Source organism: Micromonospora lupini str. Lupac 08 (assembly GCF_000297395.2).
Classification (GTDB): Bacteria; Actinomycetota; Actinomycetes; order Mycobacteriales; family Micromonosporaceae; genus Micromonospora; species Micromonospora lupini.
Map to the genome: position 1 here is coordinate 1986161 of NZ_HF570108.1, position 16231 is coordinate 2002391.

General features: G+C 72.4%; 16 protein-coding genes and 1 pseudogene. 7 read left to right on the forward strand and 10 right to left on the reverse strand.

Translation table 11 applies throughout. The annotated features are described in order from the left end of the window. Positions 1-63: 63 nt before the first annotated feature. A complete protein-coding gene (locus MILUP08_RS10450) occupies positions 64-753 on the forward strand; it encodes a phosphotransferase (protein WP_007457347.1) in 690 nt (229 codons plus the stop codon). 118 nt (positions 754-871) lie between these two features. On the opposite strand, the gene MILUP08_RS10455 is transcribed toward MILUP08_RS10450, so the two are convergent. The 3 genes from MILUP08_RS10455 to MILUP08_RS33705 all read right to left on the reverse strand — a co-directional run bounded on the left by MILUP08_RS10455 (position 872) and on the right by MILUP08_RS33705 (position 3626). Then, positions 872-1753: a fructosamine kinase family protein gene (locus MILUP08_RS10455; protein ID WP_007457349.1), complete on the reverse strand. Its 882-nt coding sequence runs from the start codon at positions 1751-1753 to the stop codon at positions 872-874. A 122-nt stretch (positions 1754-1875) separates the two neighbouring features. After that, positions 1876-2523 (reverse strand): response regulator, encoded by a 648-nt coding sequence (locus tag MILUP08_RS10460; RefSeq protein ID WP_007457351.1) that lies wholly within the window; start codon positions 2521-2523, stop codon positions 1876-1878. Then, on the reverse strand, positions 2520-3626 hold the full coding sequence (locus MILUP08_RS33705; protein WP_144056896.1) for a sensor histidine kinase: 1107 nt from the start codon (positions 3624-3626) through the stop codon (positions 2520-2522). The genes MILUP08_RS10460 and MILUP08_RS33705 overlap by 4 nt, the downstream gene beginning before the upstream one ends. A 138-nt stretch (positions 3627-3764) precedes the next feature. On the opposite strand from MILUP08_RS33705, the gene MILUP08_RS10470 reads away from it, so the two are divergent. After that, positions 3765-4358, forward strand: a complete 594-nt coding sequence (locus MILUP08_RS10470) for a CDP-alcohol phosphatidyltransferase family protein (RefSeq protein ID WP_007457354.1) — start codon at positions 3765-3767, stop codon at positions 4356-4358. Between the two features lie 17 nt (positions 4359-4375). Then, entirely contained in the window at positions 4376-4825 is a 450-nt protein-coding gene (locus MILUP08_RS37380) for a VTT domain-containing protein (protein WP_007457356.1), read from the forward strand. Positions 4826-5176: 351 nt separating this feature from the next. On the opposite strand, the pseudogene MILUP08_RS37385 reads toward MILUP08_RS37380, so the two are convergent. Beyond that, positions 5177-6070 (reverse strand): annotated as a pseudogene (locus MILUP08_RS37385) (MFS transporter); the annotation flags it as partial. A 50-nt stretch (positions 6071-6120) separates the two neighbouring features. Further along, positions 6121-6645, reverse strand: a complete 525-nt coding sequence (locus tag MILUP08_RS10480) for a hypothetical protein (protein ID WP_007457360.1) — start codon at positions 6643-6645, stop codon at positions 6121-6123. Between the two features lie 65 nt (positions 6646-6710). Between MILUP08_RS10480 and MILUP08_RS10485 the strand changes: the two genes are divergently transcribed. Further along, positions 6711-7208, forward strand: coding sequence for a YcxB family protein (locus tag MILUP08_RS10485; RefSeq protein WP_039907627.1), 498 nt, complete (start codon positions 6711-6713; stop codon positions 7206-7208). A 39-nt stretch (positions 7209-7247) separates the two neighbouring features. Here the strand turns inward: MILUP08_RS10485 and MILUP08_RS10490 are convergent, their stop codons facing one another. Beyond that, positions 7248-9209 carry a GTP-binding protein gene (locus MILUP08_RS10490; protein ID WP_007457364.1) on the reverse strand — a complete coding sequence of 654 codons (1962 nt, stop codon included), beginning with the start codon at positions 9207-9209 and terminating at the stop codon, positions 7248-7250. A 447-nt stretch (positions 9210-9656) separates the two neighbouring features. Here MILUP08_RS10490 and MILUP08_RS10495 point away from each other — a divergent pair, with 447 nt between their 5' ends. The 3 genes from MILUP08_RS10495 to MILUP08_RS10505 all read left to right on the forward strand — a co-directional run bounded on the left by MILUP08_RS10495 (position 9657) and on the right by MILUP08_RS10505 (position 13435). Further along, the gene (locus tag MILUP08_RS10495) at positions 9657-10973 is read left to right on the forward strand and encodes a cellulose-binding domain-containing protein (protein WP_007457367.1); all 1317 of its coding nucleotides are present in this window, start codon (positions 9657-9659) and stop codon (positions 10971-10973) included. Between the two features lie 169 nt (positions 10974-11142). Continuing rightward, complete coding sequence (locus MILUP08_RS10500) at positions 11143-11754, forward strand: YdeI/OmpD-associated family protein (RefSeq protein WP_007457369.1); 612 nt, start codon at positions 11143-11145, stop codon at positions 11752-11754. 85 nt (positions 11755-11839) lie between these two features. Further along, positions 11840-13435, forward strand: a complete 1596-nt coding sequence (locus MILUP08_RS10505) for a Na+/H+ antiporter (protein WP_007457371.1) — start codon at positions 11840-11842, stop codon at positions 13433-13435. A 22-nt stretch (positions 13436-13457) separates the two neighbouring features. Here MILUP08_RS10505 and MILUP08_RS10510 read toward each other — a convergent pair whose 3' ends face one another. The 4 genes from MILUP08_RS10510 to MILUP08_RS10525 all read right to left on the reverse strand — a co-directional run bounded on the left by MILUP08_RS10510 (position 13458) and on the right by MILUP08_RS10525 (position 16118). Then, positions 13458-13760, reverse strand: coding sequence for a winged helix-turn-helix domain-containing protein (locus MILUP08_RS10510; protein ID WP_007457373.1), 303 nt, complete (start codon positions 13758-13760; stop codon positions 13458-13460). A gap of 3 nt (positions 13761-13763) precedes the next feature. Then, positions 13764-14219, reverse strand: coding sequence for a hypothetical protein (locus MILUP08_RS10515; RefSeq protein WP_007457375.1), 456 nt, complete (start codon positions 14217-14219; stop codon positions 13764-13766). 137 nt (positions 14220-14356) lie between these two features. Further along, positions 14357-15109: a GNAT family N-acetyltransferase gene (locus tag MILUP08_RS10520; RefSeq protein WP_007457377.1), complete on the reverse strand. Its 753-nt coding sequence runs from the start codon at positions 15107-15109 to the stop codon at positions 14357-14359. Positions 15110-15113: 4 nt separating this feature from the next. Next, positions 15114-16118 (reverse strand): RNA polymerase sigma factor, encoded by a 1005-nt coding sequence (locus MILUP08_RS10525; protein WP_007457380.1) that lies wholly within the window; start codon positions 16116-16118, stop codon positions 15114-15116. Between the last annotated feature and the right edge of the window lie 113 nt (positions 16119-16231).

Sequence of the window (16231 nt, forward strand, 5' to 3'; positions counted from 1 at the left end):
GCTGACGCGGCGCCCCCACGATCAAGGGCGCTGCCGGCTGGTGGCGTCGTTTACTGTCGGAGCGTGGTGGATGCCGTCCCTCTGGCGTCGGGCCGGGATGCCGACGTCTACGCCATCGACGATCGACGTGTCCTTCGCCGCTACCGCCACGGCGGAGACGTGGCCGCCGAGGCCGCGGTCATGGTGTACGTGGCGGGTCTCGGATTCCCCGTACCCACCGTGTATCAGGCACGCGGGGTCGATCTCGTCATGGAACGACTGGACGGGCGCACCATGCTGTCGGCGCTCCTGGCCGGTGAGCTCGACGCCCTGGAAGCGGCCACCTGTCTGGCGGATCTGCAGCACCGACTCCACGCGTTGCCGCCCCGGCTCGGCGAACGCGACGACGACCGGATCCTGCACCTCGACCTGCACCCGGACAACGTCATGCTGACGTCGCGAGGGCCGGTCGTCATCGACTGGCGCAACTCCACCGAGGGGCCGGCGGACCTCGATGTCGCGCTCTCCGCGGTCATCCTCGCGCAGGTGGCCGTCGAGGAGGACCATCACCTGGCGTCGCCGGCCGCAACGCTGTTGGCCGCGTTCCTCGACCGCGTCGGCGGCGACCCGCTGAGCGTGCTGGACCGCGCCCTGGCGATCCGGCGCAACGACCCGGCTCTCACCGGCCGTGAGCGGGAGCTGCTCGGCGCCGCTGCCGCCCTCATCACCGATCACCGCCGAGGCCGGGAGACACCGTCGGTCGACGGCGTCTGACGGCGTGATGTCGCGGAAGCAGCGGTCCGCTGTCGCCGGCCGCGCCCTGTGCGGCGTCCCACCTGCCCCGGCGGTGCACCGGCAGGGAGTTGGGAACCTCGTCGCCGCCGGGCCGTCATCAGGGCCCCTTGCGGAACGGGGCGAGGACGGCGCGGATCTGGTCGGCCGCACCCCAGTCGTCGTCGAACTGGGCCAGCACGGCGAGGTGCTGTCGCAGCTGGACGATCGGCATACGGGCCTGCCAGCCACTGTCGAGCGAGGTCAGGTCCGCGTAGACCTCGAACATCCGTCGCGCCTCGGGCGGGGGCGAGGTCGACCACACGTGGGCGAGGTCGACCTCGGCCCACATGTACGACACGGCCGGGTCGATAAGCGCGGGCCGGCCGTCCGTGGTGGCCAGGATGTTCTGTGCCCACAGGTCGCCGTGCGTCAGGCAGGCCGGTCGGTCCGGCAGCAGCTCCGGCAGCCGGTCACACAAACGCTCCAGCGCCGCCCGGTCGCCGGTGTCCAGTGCCGCGTCGACGCGGGGCTGCCCGAGCCACCGAAGCAGCCGGTGCTGTGCGAAGAACGCGTGGCCGTCGTCGTTCCAGGTGTTGATCTGGCGGCGACGGCCCAGCCAGTTGTCGTGGTGCCATCCGAAGCGAGGATGGGTCGTGCTCAGGTGCATGCCCGCGAGGACGTGTGCGAACTGCTCCCAGAAGACCTCGCTGTCTGGCCTCGGTCCCAGCATCGACAACACGAGCAGTTCCCGGTCCGCCAGGATCACCTCGGGTGTCGCCACACCGCCGAGCTCGCGGAGGGCGGCCAGCCCTTCGGCCTCCGCGACGAAGACGTCGTCGGCCGGAGCCTCGGCGAAGGCCTTGACGAACACCGGCGGTGCGTCCCGGCGGGTGGCGATGCCCGCGAGCGCCGCGATTCCGCCCGTCACCGGTTCCACTGTGACGACGTCGCGCATCCTGGGCCGGAGCAGGCCTTCCAGCAGGACCGTCGTCGAGCGCATCAGGTCCGACTCCTCAGGTACGGCGATTCACGTCGCGCGCAATCCTAGGGCCTGTTTCAGCAGAACTGCCCGGCCTGCGGCGGGCCCGGACGACCGACGTCCGGTCCGGGTCCGCCGACGCGTCAGGGTGTGAGGCCGGCCTGGATCGCCAGGATGGCGGCGCCCACCCGGTCGCGGCTGCCGGTCTTGGCCAGCACGTTGGTGACGTGGGTCTTGACGGTGCTCATCGAGAGGTAGAGGCGCTCGGCGATCTCGGTGTTGTTCAGCCCGGCGCCGATCAGGGCGAGCACGTCGGTCTCCCGAGGGGTCAGCTGGTGGACCGCCAGGTCCACGCGGGTGGCCGGCCCGGTCGCGCGTACCCGGTCGAGGACGGCGCCGGTGACCTCGGCGGAGAGGACCGCCTCACCGGCGGCGACGGTGCGGACCGCGGCGACCAGGTCGGCGGCGCTGCACCGCTTGAGCAGGAACCCGCGCGCGCCGGAGGCGATGGCGTCCAGGACGTAGGCGTCGTCGTCGAAGGTGGTGACGACGATCACGGCGGGGGCGTGGGGGATCGCGGCCAGCTCGCGGGTGGCCTGCAGGCCGTCGAGGACCGGCATGCGGATGTCGACGAGGGCGACGTCGATGCGGGGGTCGCGTCGTACGGCGTCGAGGAACTGCCGGCCGTCGGCCGCCTCGGCGGCGACGTGGATGTCGGGCTGGGTCCGCAGGATCAGGCCGAAGCCGTCGCGGATCAGCTGCTGGTCGTCGGCGATCGCGACCCGGATCACGGGTTCGCCACCGGAAGGTTCGCCTGCACCATGGTGCCGCCACCGGAGCGCTGGCTCAGCTCCCAGCTCCCACCGAGAGCGCGAACGCGTTCCTCGATGCCGAGCAGGCCCGAGCCGCGCGTGGGTTCGTGGGGCGGCCCGACGCCGTCGTCGCTGACCCGCAGACGGGCGCGGTCGCCGACGCGGACCAGTTCGACCCAGGCAGCCGTGGCCTTCGCGTGGCGGGCGATGTTGGTGAGGGCCTCCTGGGCGATGCGGTAGGCGGTCAACACGCCGATCTCGTCCAGGCCCGGCTCGGGATCCAGAAGGACCTGCACCGTCACGCCCTGCTGCCGCAGCGGCTGCGCGAGCAGTTCGTCGATGTCGGACAGGCGGGGAGGCGCGCTGACGGCGATCGTGGCGAGCGGATCACGCAGGTGCACCACGAGCGTGTCGAGCTCGCTCAGTGCGGTGCGTCCGCTGTCCGCGATCGCCCGCAGCGCCGCCCCCGGGTCGGCGCTGAGCTGGCCCGCCTCGGCCTGGACCACCATTGCGGTGACGTGGTGGCCGACCACGTCGTGCAGCTCGCGGGCCAGGTTGGTGCGCTGTTCGAGCCAGGCCGCCTGGCCGCGCAGCTCGCCGGTCTCCCGGCTGAGGGCGTGGCCGCGTGACCATGCGCGCAACAGGATCGCCAGGAGGTAACCGACAGTCACGAAGACGAACGGCTGCTCGTACAGCCCGCGCCCGTTGAGGAGCGCGACGGCGAGGGCGCCGGCCGCGCCGAGCAGGCCGGCCAGCCACCCCAGCCACGGACGCCGGGCCGGGTCTTCGCAGCTCGACACGAAGACGAGACAGGTGGCCGCGAGGCCCACCTGGACCGACTCCCCGGTGCTCACGATCGCCACGAACCCGGCGCAGACCGCGAAGACCAGGGCGCGGTGGCGGGGCCGCAACGCCGTGGCGCCGAGGCCGACCGGCAGCACCAGCCACATCCAGCCCACCGGCACGGACAGGCCCCCCTCGGTGGTCGTGACCACGAGGGCGACGATCAACCCCGCCGTACCGTACGCCAGCCGGCGCACCCGCTCGGGGTCACGCAACCATTCCCGGATGTCGGTCCTCACCTGGACAGTCTCCGCGACCCGCTCGGGGACCGGCCAGTACCTGGGTACCAGATCGGGCGGCACTCCGGTGCTGCCCCGGCGAGCAGATCGGCACCGCGGCACGTTCCGTCGGGACGCTCACCGCACGACGCTTCTGGGGTGACTCTCGTCGACTCCCGCGCCGCCATCAGTGTCGGCCCTCTCCGTACGGTTCCCAACTACATCACCGCCGTCCGCACGGTCGCCGCTGTCACCGTGGGTATCGCCGCCCTCGTCGCCGGATCGGTGGCGTTTATGGCGGTAGCGTACGGTATCTACTGGATCGGGGACATGCTCGACGGCTGGGTTGCCCGGCGGCTCGGGCAGGAGACCCGGGCGGGGGCCGTCCTCGACATCGTGAGCGATCGCGCGTGCACGTCCGTACTCTGCGTGGGCCTGGTCTCCCTCGTGCCCGACGTCGCGGTAGTGGCCCTGGTGTTCCTGCTGTCGTTCCTGGTGTTGGACACCATGCTGTCGCTGTCGTTCCTGTGCTGGCCCGTGCTCAGCCCCAACCACTTCCACCTGGTCGACCGCCGGGTGTGGGCGTTGAACTGGTCGCCGCTGGCCAAGGCCGCCAACACCGCCGGGGTCATCGGCGCCATCGCGTTCGGGCAGTACCTGCTCGCGCTGGCCGTCGCCGTCGCCGTCGTCGTGGTCAAGCTGTGGTCGGTCGCGGCGGTGGCCCGGCTGCTGGACCGGGACGGCCGCGCGTGAGCAGCCTCGGCGAGGCGATGGCGGGCCTCGGGTACGGTCTCGCGTCGGCCCTCGTTCCGGTCGTCAACGCCGAGGCCTACGCAGTGGTCGCCGGGCAGCGTGGTGGCCACGTCGTCGTCGCCGTGCTCGCTCTGGCGCTCGGGCAGACCGCCGGCAAACTGCTCCTGTTCGAATCCGCGCGTCGCGGGACGGGTCGGCTGGCCCGGAAGCTCAGGAGCCGGAGCGGGTCAGGTCGTACGGCCGCACGGGCCGCCCGGTGGACCGGGCCGATCCGGCGCTGGCTCTCCCGCCGCCGCACCGCCCTTCCGACAGTGCTGGTCTCCGCCGCGGTCGGGGTCCCACCGCTGGCCGTGGTCAGCTTCGCCGCCGGCACCGCGGGCCTGCGGCACTGGGAGTTCGCCGTCGCCTGCCTGCTCGGGCGGGTGATCCGTTTCGCAGTCCTCGTCCTGCCGGCGACCCTGTTCTGAGTCGGCATCCAACCTGGCCCTCGGATCGTGGACACCTTCCGTCCGAACCTGACGGAAACCGTCCACGATCTGGAGTTCCCGATCGCGGATCAGCAGCGGGCCACGACGGCCCAGCGCCCACACGGCGAGCGCGAAGCAGCAGAGACCCATCCCCGTGGCCGTGACCGCTGTCCAGCCGCCCAGCGCCCAGAGCGTGGTCGCGGCGGTGGAGCCGACGGCGGCGCCGATGAAGTTGCCGGTCGCCAGCGCCGTGTTGAGCCGGCTGCGGGCCTCGGGGGAGAGGGCGAACAGCCGAGCCCGGTTGAGGAGGGCCTGCGTCTGGAGGGCGACATCGATCATGATGATCGCGATGAGAAGCAGTGCGACGGACCGGCCGGCGAACGCGGCGACGACGAAGGCGCCGAGGGCCAGCGTCCACGCCACCCCGGTGGCCGGGATCGACAGACCGCTGTCGTGCAGACGACCGCCGCGCAGGCCGGAGAGGACGCCGGCGAGGCCGGCCAGTCCGAACATCCCGATCACCGCCACCGGGTAGTGGAACGGCGGGCCGCTGAGCAGGAACGTCAGCGCCGTCCAGAACAGCGAGAACGCGGCGAACCCGGTGGCGGCCAGGGCCAGCGTCCAGCGGGCCGCCCGCTCGCGCAGGACCACCGCGCCGACCGAGGCGATGAGCCGCGGGTATGGCATGCGGGCGCGCGGCGCCAGCGGTGGAATCGCACGGTAGAGCAGGATCGCGAGCAGAACGGCGACGACCGCGGCGAGGGCGAAGGTCGTACGCCACCCGGCGGCACCGGCGACGAACCCGCTGATCGTGCGGGAGGCCAGGATGCCGCTGAGGGTCCCGGACCCGACGACGCCGACGATCCGACCGCGGTGGGCGTCGCCGGCCAGGTCCCCGGCGAGCGGCGTGAGAAGCTGCCCGGAGATCGTCGTGACGCCGAGGACGGTCAGGGCGAGCAGGAGCACGCCGAACGACGGCGCCAGCGCGCACAGCAGCAGCGCGGCGGCCGAGGCCACCAGCAGCATCGGAATGAACCGGCGGCGGTCCAGGACGTCGCCGAGTGGCACGAGCAGCGAAACGCCTATCGCGTACCCGATCTGCGTCGCGGTGACGAGCCAGCCGGCCCTCGCGGTCGCGGCGTGCAGGTCGTCGGCGATGAAGTTGAGCAGCGGCTGCGCCCAGTACAGGTTGGCGATCGCCGCTCCCGCCGCCACCGCGAGCAGGAACGTCAGCCGACGACTCATCCCGGATGGCGGTGCCGCGCCGGACACTGCCACCTCGCCACCGTAGTGGACTACGGCTTGCGGCGTAGTTCCCGCAGTACGCCGTGGCGGCGGACGGCCCACGCGAGGCGCCGGACGCTCGGGTGCCGCACGAACAGCGCGGCCGCCCGGCGGATCAGTCCGAACCGGTTGTCGCTCACCTGGTTCTCGACCGCCTGCCAGATCAGCTCGCGCACCTTCGCGCTGTCCAGAGCCGCCCGTACCTCACGTCGTACCGCCGGGTCCTCGGCGGCCGAGGCGATGGCGGCGGCGAGGCCCGGGCGGTCCGCAAGCGGCTCCACCGCCGCCGCGACGAGCGGCCGGCGCACCTCGTCCTTCTCCAACAGCAGCAGCACGGCCTCGCGGATCTCGGTCGTCTCCAGGCCGGAGCGCAGCAGGCTCAGCAGGCTGCGCTCGACCTCGCCGTCGGAATCCGGGACGGACAGCGTGGCCAGCAGCACGGACACCTCGTCGAGATCGATGAGGTGTCGCACCCCGCTGCGGAATTCCGGCAGCTCCCACGCGACCTGGAGAGCCTTGACGAGATCGCGATTCATACGCCATGCGCTACCCGGAAGCGACCATCGGCGAAACTCCGGCCGCCTGGCACTATCGTTTCGGGGTGCACATCCGTTTCGACGTCCCCGCCGATCCCACCTACCCGGGCCGCGTGGCGGCCACGCTCGGTGGCGTTCGGCTGCGCAGGTACAGCTATGTCGGCGCGGTGCTGGCGGTGGTGGGGGCGATCGGTCTGGTCGTCGCGCGGGGGTCGGCGTGGGCCGAGCGGGCGTCGCCGCTGTGGATGGCGATGCTCGTGGGCGGCGTGCTGTCGATGCTGTACCTGCCGTGGGTGCGGTGGCGCGCGCGACGCCGGTCCAGTGGCTACGCGGTCGAGGGCGCCTACGACATCACCGACGACAACATCATGATGCGCAGCGGCTCGGAGTCCGGTGGCATCGCGTGGGACGGCGTCGCCCAGGTGCAGGACACCCCGGAGTTCTGGATCGTGTACGTCGGCCGGATGCCGGCGACCGTGATCCCCCGGTGGCTGATGTCCGCCGAGGACGGCGAGACGCTGCGGGCATTCATGGCCGACCGGGGGCTGCTCCGACCGCGCTGACCCGGTGTGCCGCCGACGCGGCGGTGCAGGGCAGGCGTTTCAGGACCGGTTCCCTGGCTGGGCGAGGAAGCGCAGGTACTCCACCCGGTCGAACGGGTTGCCGTCGGTGCGGGGCCGGCGCGGCGGGTCGCCGGACACCGGACGGTCGCCGCCGGGCACCGACGACCACAACCCCTCCCCGCTGGCCAGGTCCGGCAGCAGCCGCTGCGCCCGGGGTTCGAGCCGCGCCGGCAGCACCCCGCTGACGCGCCAGCCGGCCGCGCTGTCGTCGGTGCCGTCGATCCGGGCGCCGAGGCGGCTCAGGTGCGACGTGACCGGGCCGAGCCGGTCGGCCGGCACCTCCGCCTCGAACCGGCGGCACGGCTCGAAGACCCGCGTGCCGGCTTCGGCGAGCGCCTGCATGAGGACGTACGGGGCCAGATCCCGGAAGTGCCCGGCCGTGGTGATCGGCGACCAGTAGCCGCTGTGGGTGAGGGTGACCCGGATGTCGGTGACCGGCCAGCCGTGTCGGCCCTGGTCGAGGGCCGCCCGGGTGGCCACCTCGATGGCCTTGTGGAAGGCCGGCGGCAGCGAGCCGAGCTCGACCTCCAGCCGGTAGTCCACGCCGGATCCGGGCTCGACCCGGAAACCGACAGTTCCGAAGAAGCCGTGCCCGATGATCTCCACGGCGGCGCCGGCGCCGGTGGGCCGCTCGACGTGCACGAGCTGGCCCGGCCCGAACTCCGCCTCGATCCCGTACGCCTCGGCCAGCGTCGCCGCCAGCACCTCGCGCTGCACCTCGCCGTAGAGCAGCACGCTCGTGCCGCCGTCCGGGGCCACCCGGGTCCGGATGAACGGGTCGGTGTCCGCGATGTCCAGCAGCGCGGCGTGCAGCGCCAGCGTCCGGGCCGGGTCCCGGGGGCGCACCACCGCCTCCACTTTCGGCGCCGGAAAGTACGACCGCCCGTCGAGACCGGCCGGGCTGCCGAGCTGGTCGCCGAGGCGTACCCCGGTCAGGCCGGCGACGCGGGCGATGTGGCCGGCGGACAGCGTGGTCGGGTCGGCCCGGTCGGTGGTCGCGCCGACCACGTCCAGCCGGGTGATCCGGGCGCGCGTCGCGGTCGTCCGGCCGTCCGGCTCCCGGCGGTACGCGACGATCCGCTGCCGCGCCCGCAGCTGCCCGCCGTACGACCGCAGGTACGCCACCCGCTCACCGGAGGGGTCGCGAACGATTGCGAAGACCCGGGCCCGCGGCTCGGGTTCGGCAGGCGGCGACGCCGGGAGCACTGTCGCGATGGTGTCCAGCAGCTCCGGTACGCCGGCCCCGGACAGCGCCGAGCCGAACAGCAGCGGATGGACCTGCCCGGTGGCGACCTGCGTCCGGAGCGCCTCGTCGATCCGGTCCGGGTCGGGTGGCAGGTCGTCGACCAGGGCAGCCAGCAGGTGGTCGTCGTGCTCGGCGAGGGCCTCGGCGAGTCGGCGGGCGGCGCTGTGGTCGTACCGCGGATGGTCAAGCCGGAAGGCGGCCTCGGCGGTGCCGGGCGCGCGGACCGCGCCCAGCGGGACGACGGCCGGGGTGAGCAGGCGGCGCACGTCCGCGACCAGCTCGTCGGTGCGGGCGCCCATCCGGTCGATCTTGTTGACGAAGATCAGCGTGGGCAGTCCGAGCGACCGGAGGATCCGCATGATCCGACGGCTGTGCGGCTGGACGCCCTCGACTGCCGACAGCACCAGGACGGCCGCGTCGAGCACCCCGAGCGCGCGTTCGACCTCGGCCACGAAGTCACTGTGCCCGGGGGTGTCGAGCAGGTTGACCTGGCGGTCGCCGACGGTGAACGCGGCGACGGCGCTGCGGATGGTGATGCCCCGGCGGCGCTCGATCTCGCCGGTGTCGGTCTGGGTGGTGCCCGAGTCGACGCTGCCGAGCCGGCCGATGACGCCTGTGGCGTAGAGCAGGCGTTCGGTGAGGCTGGTCTTACCGGCGTCGACGTGGGCGACGATGCCAAGGTTGACGGTCTGCATGGGCTGTCGGGTCCTCGAAAGCTCGCGTCCGGATGGGCGGGAAGGTTTCGAGTCCTCGCATTGCCGTGCTCCCGTCGGTCGGTTCGAGCCCGGCCTGGCGGCGGGCCGGCGGTGCCCGGGCGCGCCGGGTCCGTCTTCGGGTCAGGCTGGCACGGCCGGTGCCGGCCCGGCCACCGAATAACGCGCGGGCGGCGTGATCCCACCCGGAAGCGTGACGCTTGATTCGATAGGGATCTGTCAATAGATTGAGAGCGGGCGCCGCCGAGGTCCGGGCAACCGGGCCGTCGGCGACTGACAGGTCCACCCCGAGCCGGGCACGTCGGTCGTACGCATCGACCAGTCGCTGTGGCGCATCGCCGCGCCGCACCCGGTGCTGTGTCGCGCCGCGTCCGTCCCGGACGCGCGCCGCCGCGCCGGTTCCCCAGCTCGATGGCAGAAGGACTTTTCATGACGATTCTCCGTGCCCGCCCCGCCCCGACCCTGGCGGTCGTCGCCGCGCTGGCCGCCGCCGTGACCGCGACCGGAACGGCAGTGCTCGTCGTCCCCGCCGCGGCCGCCCAGGGCTGCCGGGTCGACTACACGCCCAACCAGTGGCCCGGCGGCTTCACCGCCGCCGTCAAGGTCACCCCCGGCGACAGCGCCGTCTCCAGTTGGACCGTCACCTGGACGTACGCCGGGGACGAGCGCGTCACGAGCGGCTGGAACGCCACGGTCAGCCAGTCCGGGTCGGCGGTGACGGCCCGCAGCATGTCGTACAACGGCAGCATCCCGGCCGGCGGCTCCACCGAGTTCGGCGTGCAGGGCACGTACGGCGCCAGTGGCGGCACGCCGACCGGGTTCACCCTGAACGGCGTGCCGTGCAACGGCGTCGGGCCGACCCCGACGGGCGTGCCCACCACGACGGTGCCGACGACGCCCCCGCCCACGACGCCTCCGCCGACCACGCCTCCGCCGACCACGCCTCCGCCCACGACACCGCCGCCCACGACACCGCCGCCCACGACACCGCCGCCCACGACACCGCCGCCCACGACACCGCCGCCCACCACCCCGCCGCCCACCACCCCGCCGCCGGTCGGGTGCGCCGGCGCGGTGCTCTGCGACGGCTTCGAGAACCAGACCGGCTCGACGCCGTCGGGGGACTGGACAGTGGTGAACCCGGACTGTTCCGGCGCCGGCACGGCCACCATCGACACGGCCACCACGCACAGCGGCAGCCGGTCGGTCCGGATCAACGGCGCCGCCGGGTACTGCAACCACGTCTTCATCAGGTCCACCAGGAACCTCGGCAGCGTGGGCAGTGTGCGGTACGGCCGGATCTGGGTACGGCACACCACCGCCCAGCCCACCGACCACACCACGATGATGGCGATGACCGACGCCGCCGACGGCAACAAGGACCTGCGGATGGGCGGCCAGAACGGCGCCCTGCAGTGGAACCGCGCCTCCGACGACGCGACCCTGCCCGAGCAGAGCCCGGCCGGGGTGGCACAGAGTGTGCCGCTTCCCACCAACAGGTGGACCTGCCTGGAGTTCATGGTGGACGGTTCGAGCGGTCAGCTCCGTACCTGGCTCGACGGCAGCGCCATCACCGGGCTGACCGCGGACGGCGTACCGACGCACGACATCGACGGTCAGTGGTACAACCGCACCTGGCGGCCGCAGCTCACCGACCTCAAGCTGGGCTGGGAGAGCTACGGCAACGGGGCCGACACCCTCTGGTACGACGACGTCGCGGTCGGGGCCAGCCGGATCGGCTGCTGACCCTCCGCTGAACGGGCGCTCCGGTAGCTCTGGTCAGGGGTGTGGCACGGTCGACGTGTCACACCCCTGACCGCCTCCGACCTTCCTCGGTCCGGGTGCCGGCCGGCCGGCGGATCGGGACGTCCCACCGGCCGAGGTTTTCGTCAGGGCCCAGCGATAGCCTGCTGCCATGGCGAGCGCCGAGCTGGAAGAGTTGATCGTGGCGGACGCCGACGCGCTGCGCGCGTGGCTGTCGGAGAACCACGCCACGTCGCCCGGCGTCTGGCTCGCTCTGACCAAGAAGGGCGGCACCGTCACCACGCTGACCTGGCAGCACGCGGTCGACGAGGGGCTGTGTTTCGGCTGGATCGACGGGCAGGCCCGCAAGCGGGACGAGCAGACCTCCTGGATCCGGTTCACCCCTCGCCGGCCCCGCAGTATCTGGTCGCAACGCAACGTCGCCCACGTGGCCCGGCTGGAGGCCCAGGGGCGGATGCTGCCGCCGGGCCGCGCCGCGGTGGAGGCCGCGAAGGCCGACGGCCGGTGGGCGGCCGCGTACGCCCCGTCGTCGGAAGCCGAGGTGCCGGCCGACCTGCTCGCCGCCATCGCGGCCGAGCCGGCAGCCCAGGCCATGTTCGACGTGCTCACCAAGACCAACCGGTTCGCGCTGATCCACCGCCTCAACGCCGTCAAACGGGCGGAGACCCGCGAGCGGAAAATCGGCGAGTTCGTCGCCATGCTGGCCCGTCACGAGACCGTCTATCCGCAGAAGGCCAGGCCGTCGATCCCGCCGCCGTCGTAACGGGGTACAGGAACCGTCAACTGGCTGTCCACTTCGTCGGGTGATCCTTGTCGGATCCGCGCCACCCGCACCGAAGGACAGGGGTATGTCCGGCCTCGCACTCGTCGTAGTGGTTGGTGTCGCCATCCTGGTCGGTACGGGTACCGCCCGTCGGCTCCGGATCGCCCCACCGGTACTGCTGCTGATCGCCGGCGTCCTCGTCGGGTTCGTGCCCGCGCTGCGCGTGGTGCACCTGCCGCCCGAGGCCGTCCTCCTGGTGTTCCTTCCGGTGTTGCTCTACTGGGAGGCGTTCTCCTCCTCGTTGCGCGAGATCCGGCGGAACCTGCGGGTCATCGTGCTGCTGAGCACCGTCCTCGTGGTCGCGACGGCGGCCGGTGTTGCGGCGGCCGCGCACGCGCTCGGGCTGGCCTGGGGGCCGGCGTGGGTGCTGGGCGCCGCCGTCGCTCCCACCGACGCGACAGCGGTGGGCGTGCTGGGTCGGATGCTGCCCCGGCGCATCGCGACCACCCTGCGCGCGGAGAGCCTGGTCAACGACGGAACGGCGCTGGTGATCTACACGCTGGCGGTCGGGATCACCCTGGGTGAGGAACACCTGAGCGCGGGTCGGGTCGCCGGGCTGTTCGCGCTCTCGTACCTCGGTGGCATCGCGTGCGGCGCGGCTGTCACGTTCCTCGTCCTGCAACTCCGTCGTCGGCTGACCGACCCGTTCCAGCACAACCTCCTCGCGCTGCTGACGCCCCTGACCGCCTATCTGATCGCCGAGGCGGCCGAGGTGTCCGGCGTCCTCGCGGCAGTGGTCAGCGGACTGTGGGTGGGTCGCGTCTCGCCGCGACTGTTCCCCGGCAACGCCCGCCGGTACGTCCAGACCGTCATGGACTTCCTGACCATGCTGGCGAACGCCGCGCTGTTCGTCCTGGTGGGGTTGGAGGCGCAGTCGGCCGTACGGGGGTTGGACACCACCGGGTTGGCACACGGGACGCTGGTGGCGGTCGTGGTCTGCGGGGTCATCGTCGCGGTGCGCTTCGGCTGGCTGTTCACCAGCCCGTACCTGATCCGGGCGATCGACCGCCGGCCGCAGCAGCGCGAACGGCGGCTGAGCGGGCGGCCGAGGGCGCTCATGTCGGCTGCCGGTTTCCGGGGCGCGGTGTCGATGGCGGCGGCGCTCGCCGTGCCCCACACCCTGCCCTCCGGGGCGGAGTTCCCCGGCCGGGACCTCATCGTCTTCGTCACGGCCATCGTGATCGCCGTGACCCTGCTGCTCCAGGCGCCGCTGATGCCCCGGGTGACGCGGTGGGCCGGCCTGGGCGCGGACGGGGAGGCCGAGCGGGAACGCCGGCAGGCGGAGATCCAGTCGATGGACCGGGCGCTGGCGTCCCTGCCGACGATGGCCGCCCGGTTGGGTACGAGCGGTGCCGTGCACGAGCAGTTGCGCACGGAGTACGACCGTCGCCTCCGCGTGCTGCGCGACGGTGACGCCACCTCCGGTCCGGACGAGGCCGCGGCCGACTACGAGCAGCAGTACGCCGATCTCCACCTGGCGGTCATCGACCACCGCCACGACACGGTCGTCCGGTTGCGCGACGAGGGTGAGATCGACGACGAGGTGCTCCGCCGCGTCCAGGACGGCCTCGACCTCGAACAGGTCCACATGGCCCAGCGCCGCGACAACGACACCCGCTGACCGTCCGCCGGCGCACGGGCCTTCAGTCGGCGCCGTCCACGCGGTCGGCGATGTCGCGCAGGGCGGCAATATGGCCGCTCAGGGCCGCCCGACCAGCGGTGGAGAGGTTGATCCAGGTGCGCGGGCGCTTGCCCACGTAGCCCTTGCGTACCTCGACGTACCCGCGGTCGCTCAACATCGAGATCCGCTTGGACAGGGCGGAGTCGCTGAGCTCCACGGCGTCGCGGACGAACGCGAACTCGGCCCACTCGGTCCCCGCCAGCAGCGCCAGTATGGCCAGCCGGGTGGGATCGAGCAGGGCCGGGTCCAGCTTCGGGTCGGCCACCGGTCAGGCCACGCGGGTGAGCACGCGACGCTGCCACCAGGGACCCGCGGCGGCCAGCAGGACACCGATGAACAGGCCGCTCCACAGCCAGACGTGTGGGACGTCCAGGGCGGTGGCGAGCGCCGTGCCGCCGATCAGCAGGGCCAGTACCAGCGCCGACAGCATCAGGGCCGTCGGGGCGGGGGAGAGGAGGGGACGCACCGGCCGGCGCAGCACTGTCGCTCCCCACCGGGTGTTGCCGGCCATGGAGAGGAGCAGCAGGAACACGACGATGGTGATGCCGTACGTGCGCAGGAAATCTGGATACCTGTCGGCGAGGACTCCGTAGGCCGCGACGAAGACGCCGGCGGCGAGCCACGTCCATCGTGACCGGCCGGCCGCCGCTGCCGTCTGGCCCCGGCGTCGGTCGACGTCCTGCAGGGCCTCGCGCGCCTCTTCGGGCGTTGGGGTGGTGCTCATCAGGCGACTCCTGGAGGGTTTGGAAAGTACTTGCTCCTATGGAAAGTTAGCATTCACTTTCCGCAGCGGCAAGTACTTGCCGGTTGGTGGCGCTGCCACCCGGTCCTGGTGGTCCCGAGCGGCAGCGCCGGGAAGACTCACTCCGGGAGTTGGTAGAGGCGGTAGCGGGAGACGGTCTCGAAGCCGATCTGCCGGTACACCGGCCCGCCCGCACTGCTCGCCTGGAGCGTGACGATCCGCCGTCCGGACTCACGGGTGAGGCGCAGCGCCTCGCGGGTGAGCGCCGTCGCGATGCCGCGCCGACGGAAGTCGGGGTCGGTGGCGATGCAGTACACGGCGCCGATGTCGGTGCCGAGCGACAGGGTGCACGTGCCGACGATGCGGCCGTCGATCCTGCCCGCGAGGCGGACCACGTCCAGGTAGGCGAAATTCAGCTCCCGGTCGACGACGAGCCCTCGATCCCCGGGGATGCCCAGCGGCCCGGCGTACGCCTCGACGTACTCCCGCAGCTCGGACGGCTCGACGGCGAGCCCGATCTCCAGATCGGTGGGCGCCGCGACGTCCGCCACGGTGGTCACGTCCACCGCCATGATCGGCATGTCGGCGATCTGCTCCGCGCCGCGCTCGAGCAGGCCCTCGGCGGTGCCCTCGTCGCTGTCCGCGCCCACCCACCAGCCCCAGTGCGAGCCGGTCAGGTGCTTCCTCGCCTCCGTGATCGCCTCGTCCAGCGGCCGATCACGGACGCGGAGGACCGCGTTGAGCAGCGGGTGGGGAACGTCGGTGCGATAGGTCGGCAGGTCGGTGTCGGGATCGGTGCCCGCCCAGCCGCACCAGTACCGGCGGTTGGCGGCGAGCTGCGGCTCCAGGTCGTGGATGGAGTACGTGTTCATACCCTCAGGACAGCGCTGGGCAGCCCGAAGTTCGACTCGCCGCGAAAGAATTTTCCGGCCGGGGCGGCCGCGGCGTGTGCAGGAGGCGCACCTCGCGCACCAGGCCATCCTTCTCCCGGAGCAGCCAGGTCGCGCCGGGTGGGCAGTGGAACGGATCCTCCGGCGGGTTGAGGAAGGCGTTCTCCCAGATCGTGATGCCGGCGCCGGCAAGCACTCCGGTGATCCGGTGACTGACGCCCGCGTCGTTGTCCTGCCGAATGACCGCGAAGAGTGGTTCCCGACCGATCGTCCGGGTGCCGTCCGGCCACCAGAAGACCATGTCCTCGGCCCAGCGCGCGGCCACCCTGGCCGGTGCCGCCCCATCGGCCACCGCCGACAGGATCGTCGCCGCCTCCGCGCGCCGCTCGGCACGCAGAGGCCCGGTTCCGTCGTGGCGCTCGTCGCGTACGCGGGGGAGGATCTCGGCCAACTGCCGACGGGCCTCGCTCAGGCGACTGCGGACGGTGCCGACCGGGGTTCCGCACAACTCCGCGATCTGCTCGTACGAGTTGTTCTCGGTGAAGTAGCGCAGCAGCGCCACCGTCTGCGCGGCCGGCGACAACTGCTGCAGCCCGTGCCAGACCCAGTCCCGCACGGCGCTCTGCTCGATGCGGGCGACCGGGTCGTCGAGCCCGGAGGCGAGCAGGTTCTCGCCGGCCACTCCGACCGGGACGGGCACGCGTGCGCGCAGCAACGTCCGGCAGTTGTTGCGCACGATGGCATGCAGCCACGGCCGTACCGCGCTGGGGTCGCGCAGCTCACCGATCCGGCTGAACGCCGCGATCGCCGCGTCCTGGCAGGCGTCCTCGGCGTCGGGCCCACCGCCCAGGATGCGGTGTGCCACGGCGAGCATGCCGGCGTAGTGCCAGTCGAAGAGCAGCGCGAAGCTGCGCGGATCGCCCTGCTGGGCGCACCGGACCAACTGCGCGGTGTCGCCGGCCGACACGGATCCCGAGGTCGAGAGGAGCATCCCGGAACGCTAGCTCGACCCCGGCGGAAACTTTCTTCGACGGATCGAACTTTCGTCCCGCGGGAGGCGTCTCCCTTGCATGCGTATCGAGACAGGGCAGGACCATGGCGCCG

Coding starts and splice junctions, on each gene's coding strand:
- MILUP08_RS10455 (WP_007457349.1), bottom strand. CDS start 1,753: ATGCGCTCGACGACGGTCCTGCTGGAAGGCCTGCTCCGGCCCAGGATG.
- MILUP08_RS37380 (WP_007457356.1), top strand. CDS start 4,376: ATGGCGGGCCTCGGGTACGGTCTCGCGTCGGCCCTCGTTCCGGTCGTC.
- MILUP08_RS10480 (WP_007457360.1), bottom strand. CDS start 6,645: ATGAATCGCGATCTCGTCAAGGCTCTCCAGGTCGCGTGGGAGCTGCCG.
- MILUP08_RS10490 (WP_007457364.1), bottom strand. CDS start 9,209: ATGCAGACCGTCAACCTTGGCATCGTCGCCCACGTCGACGCCGGTAAG.
- MILUP08_RS10495 (WP_007457367.1), top strand. CDS start 9,657: ATGACGATTCTCCGTGCCCGCCCCGCCCCGACCCTGGCGGTCGTCGCC.
- MILUP08_RS10500 (WP_007457369.1), top strand. CDS start 11,143: ATGGCGAGCGCCGAGCTGGAAGAGTTGATCGTGGCGGACGCCGACGCG.
- MILUP08_RS10505 (WP_007457371.1), top strand. CDS start 11,840: ATGTCCGGCCTCGCACTCGTCGTAGTGGTTGGTGTCGCCATCCTGGTC.
- MILUP08_RS10515 (WP_007457375.1), bottom strand. CDS start 14,219: ATGAGCACCACCCCAACGCCCGAAGAGGCGCGCGAGGCCCTGCAGGAC.
- MILUP08_RS10520 (WP_007457377.1), bottom strand. CDS start 15,109: ATGAACACGTACTCCATCCACGACCTGGAGCCGCAGCTCGCCGCCAAC.
- MILUP08_RS10525 (WP_007457380.1), bottom strand. CDS start 16,118: ATGCTCCTCTCGACCTCGGGATCCGTGTCGGCCGGCGACACCGCGCAG.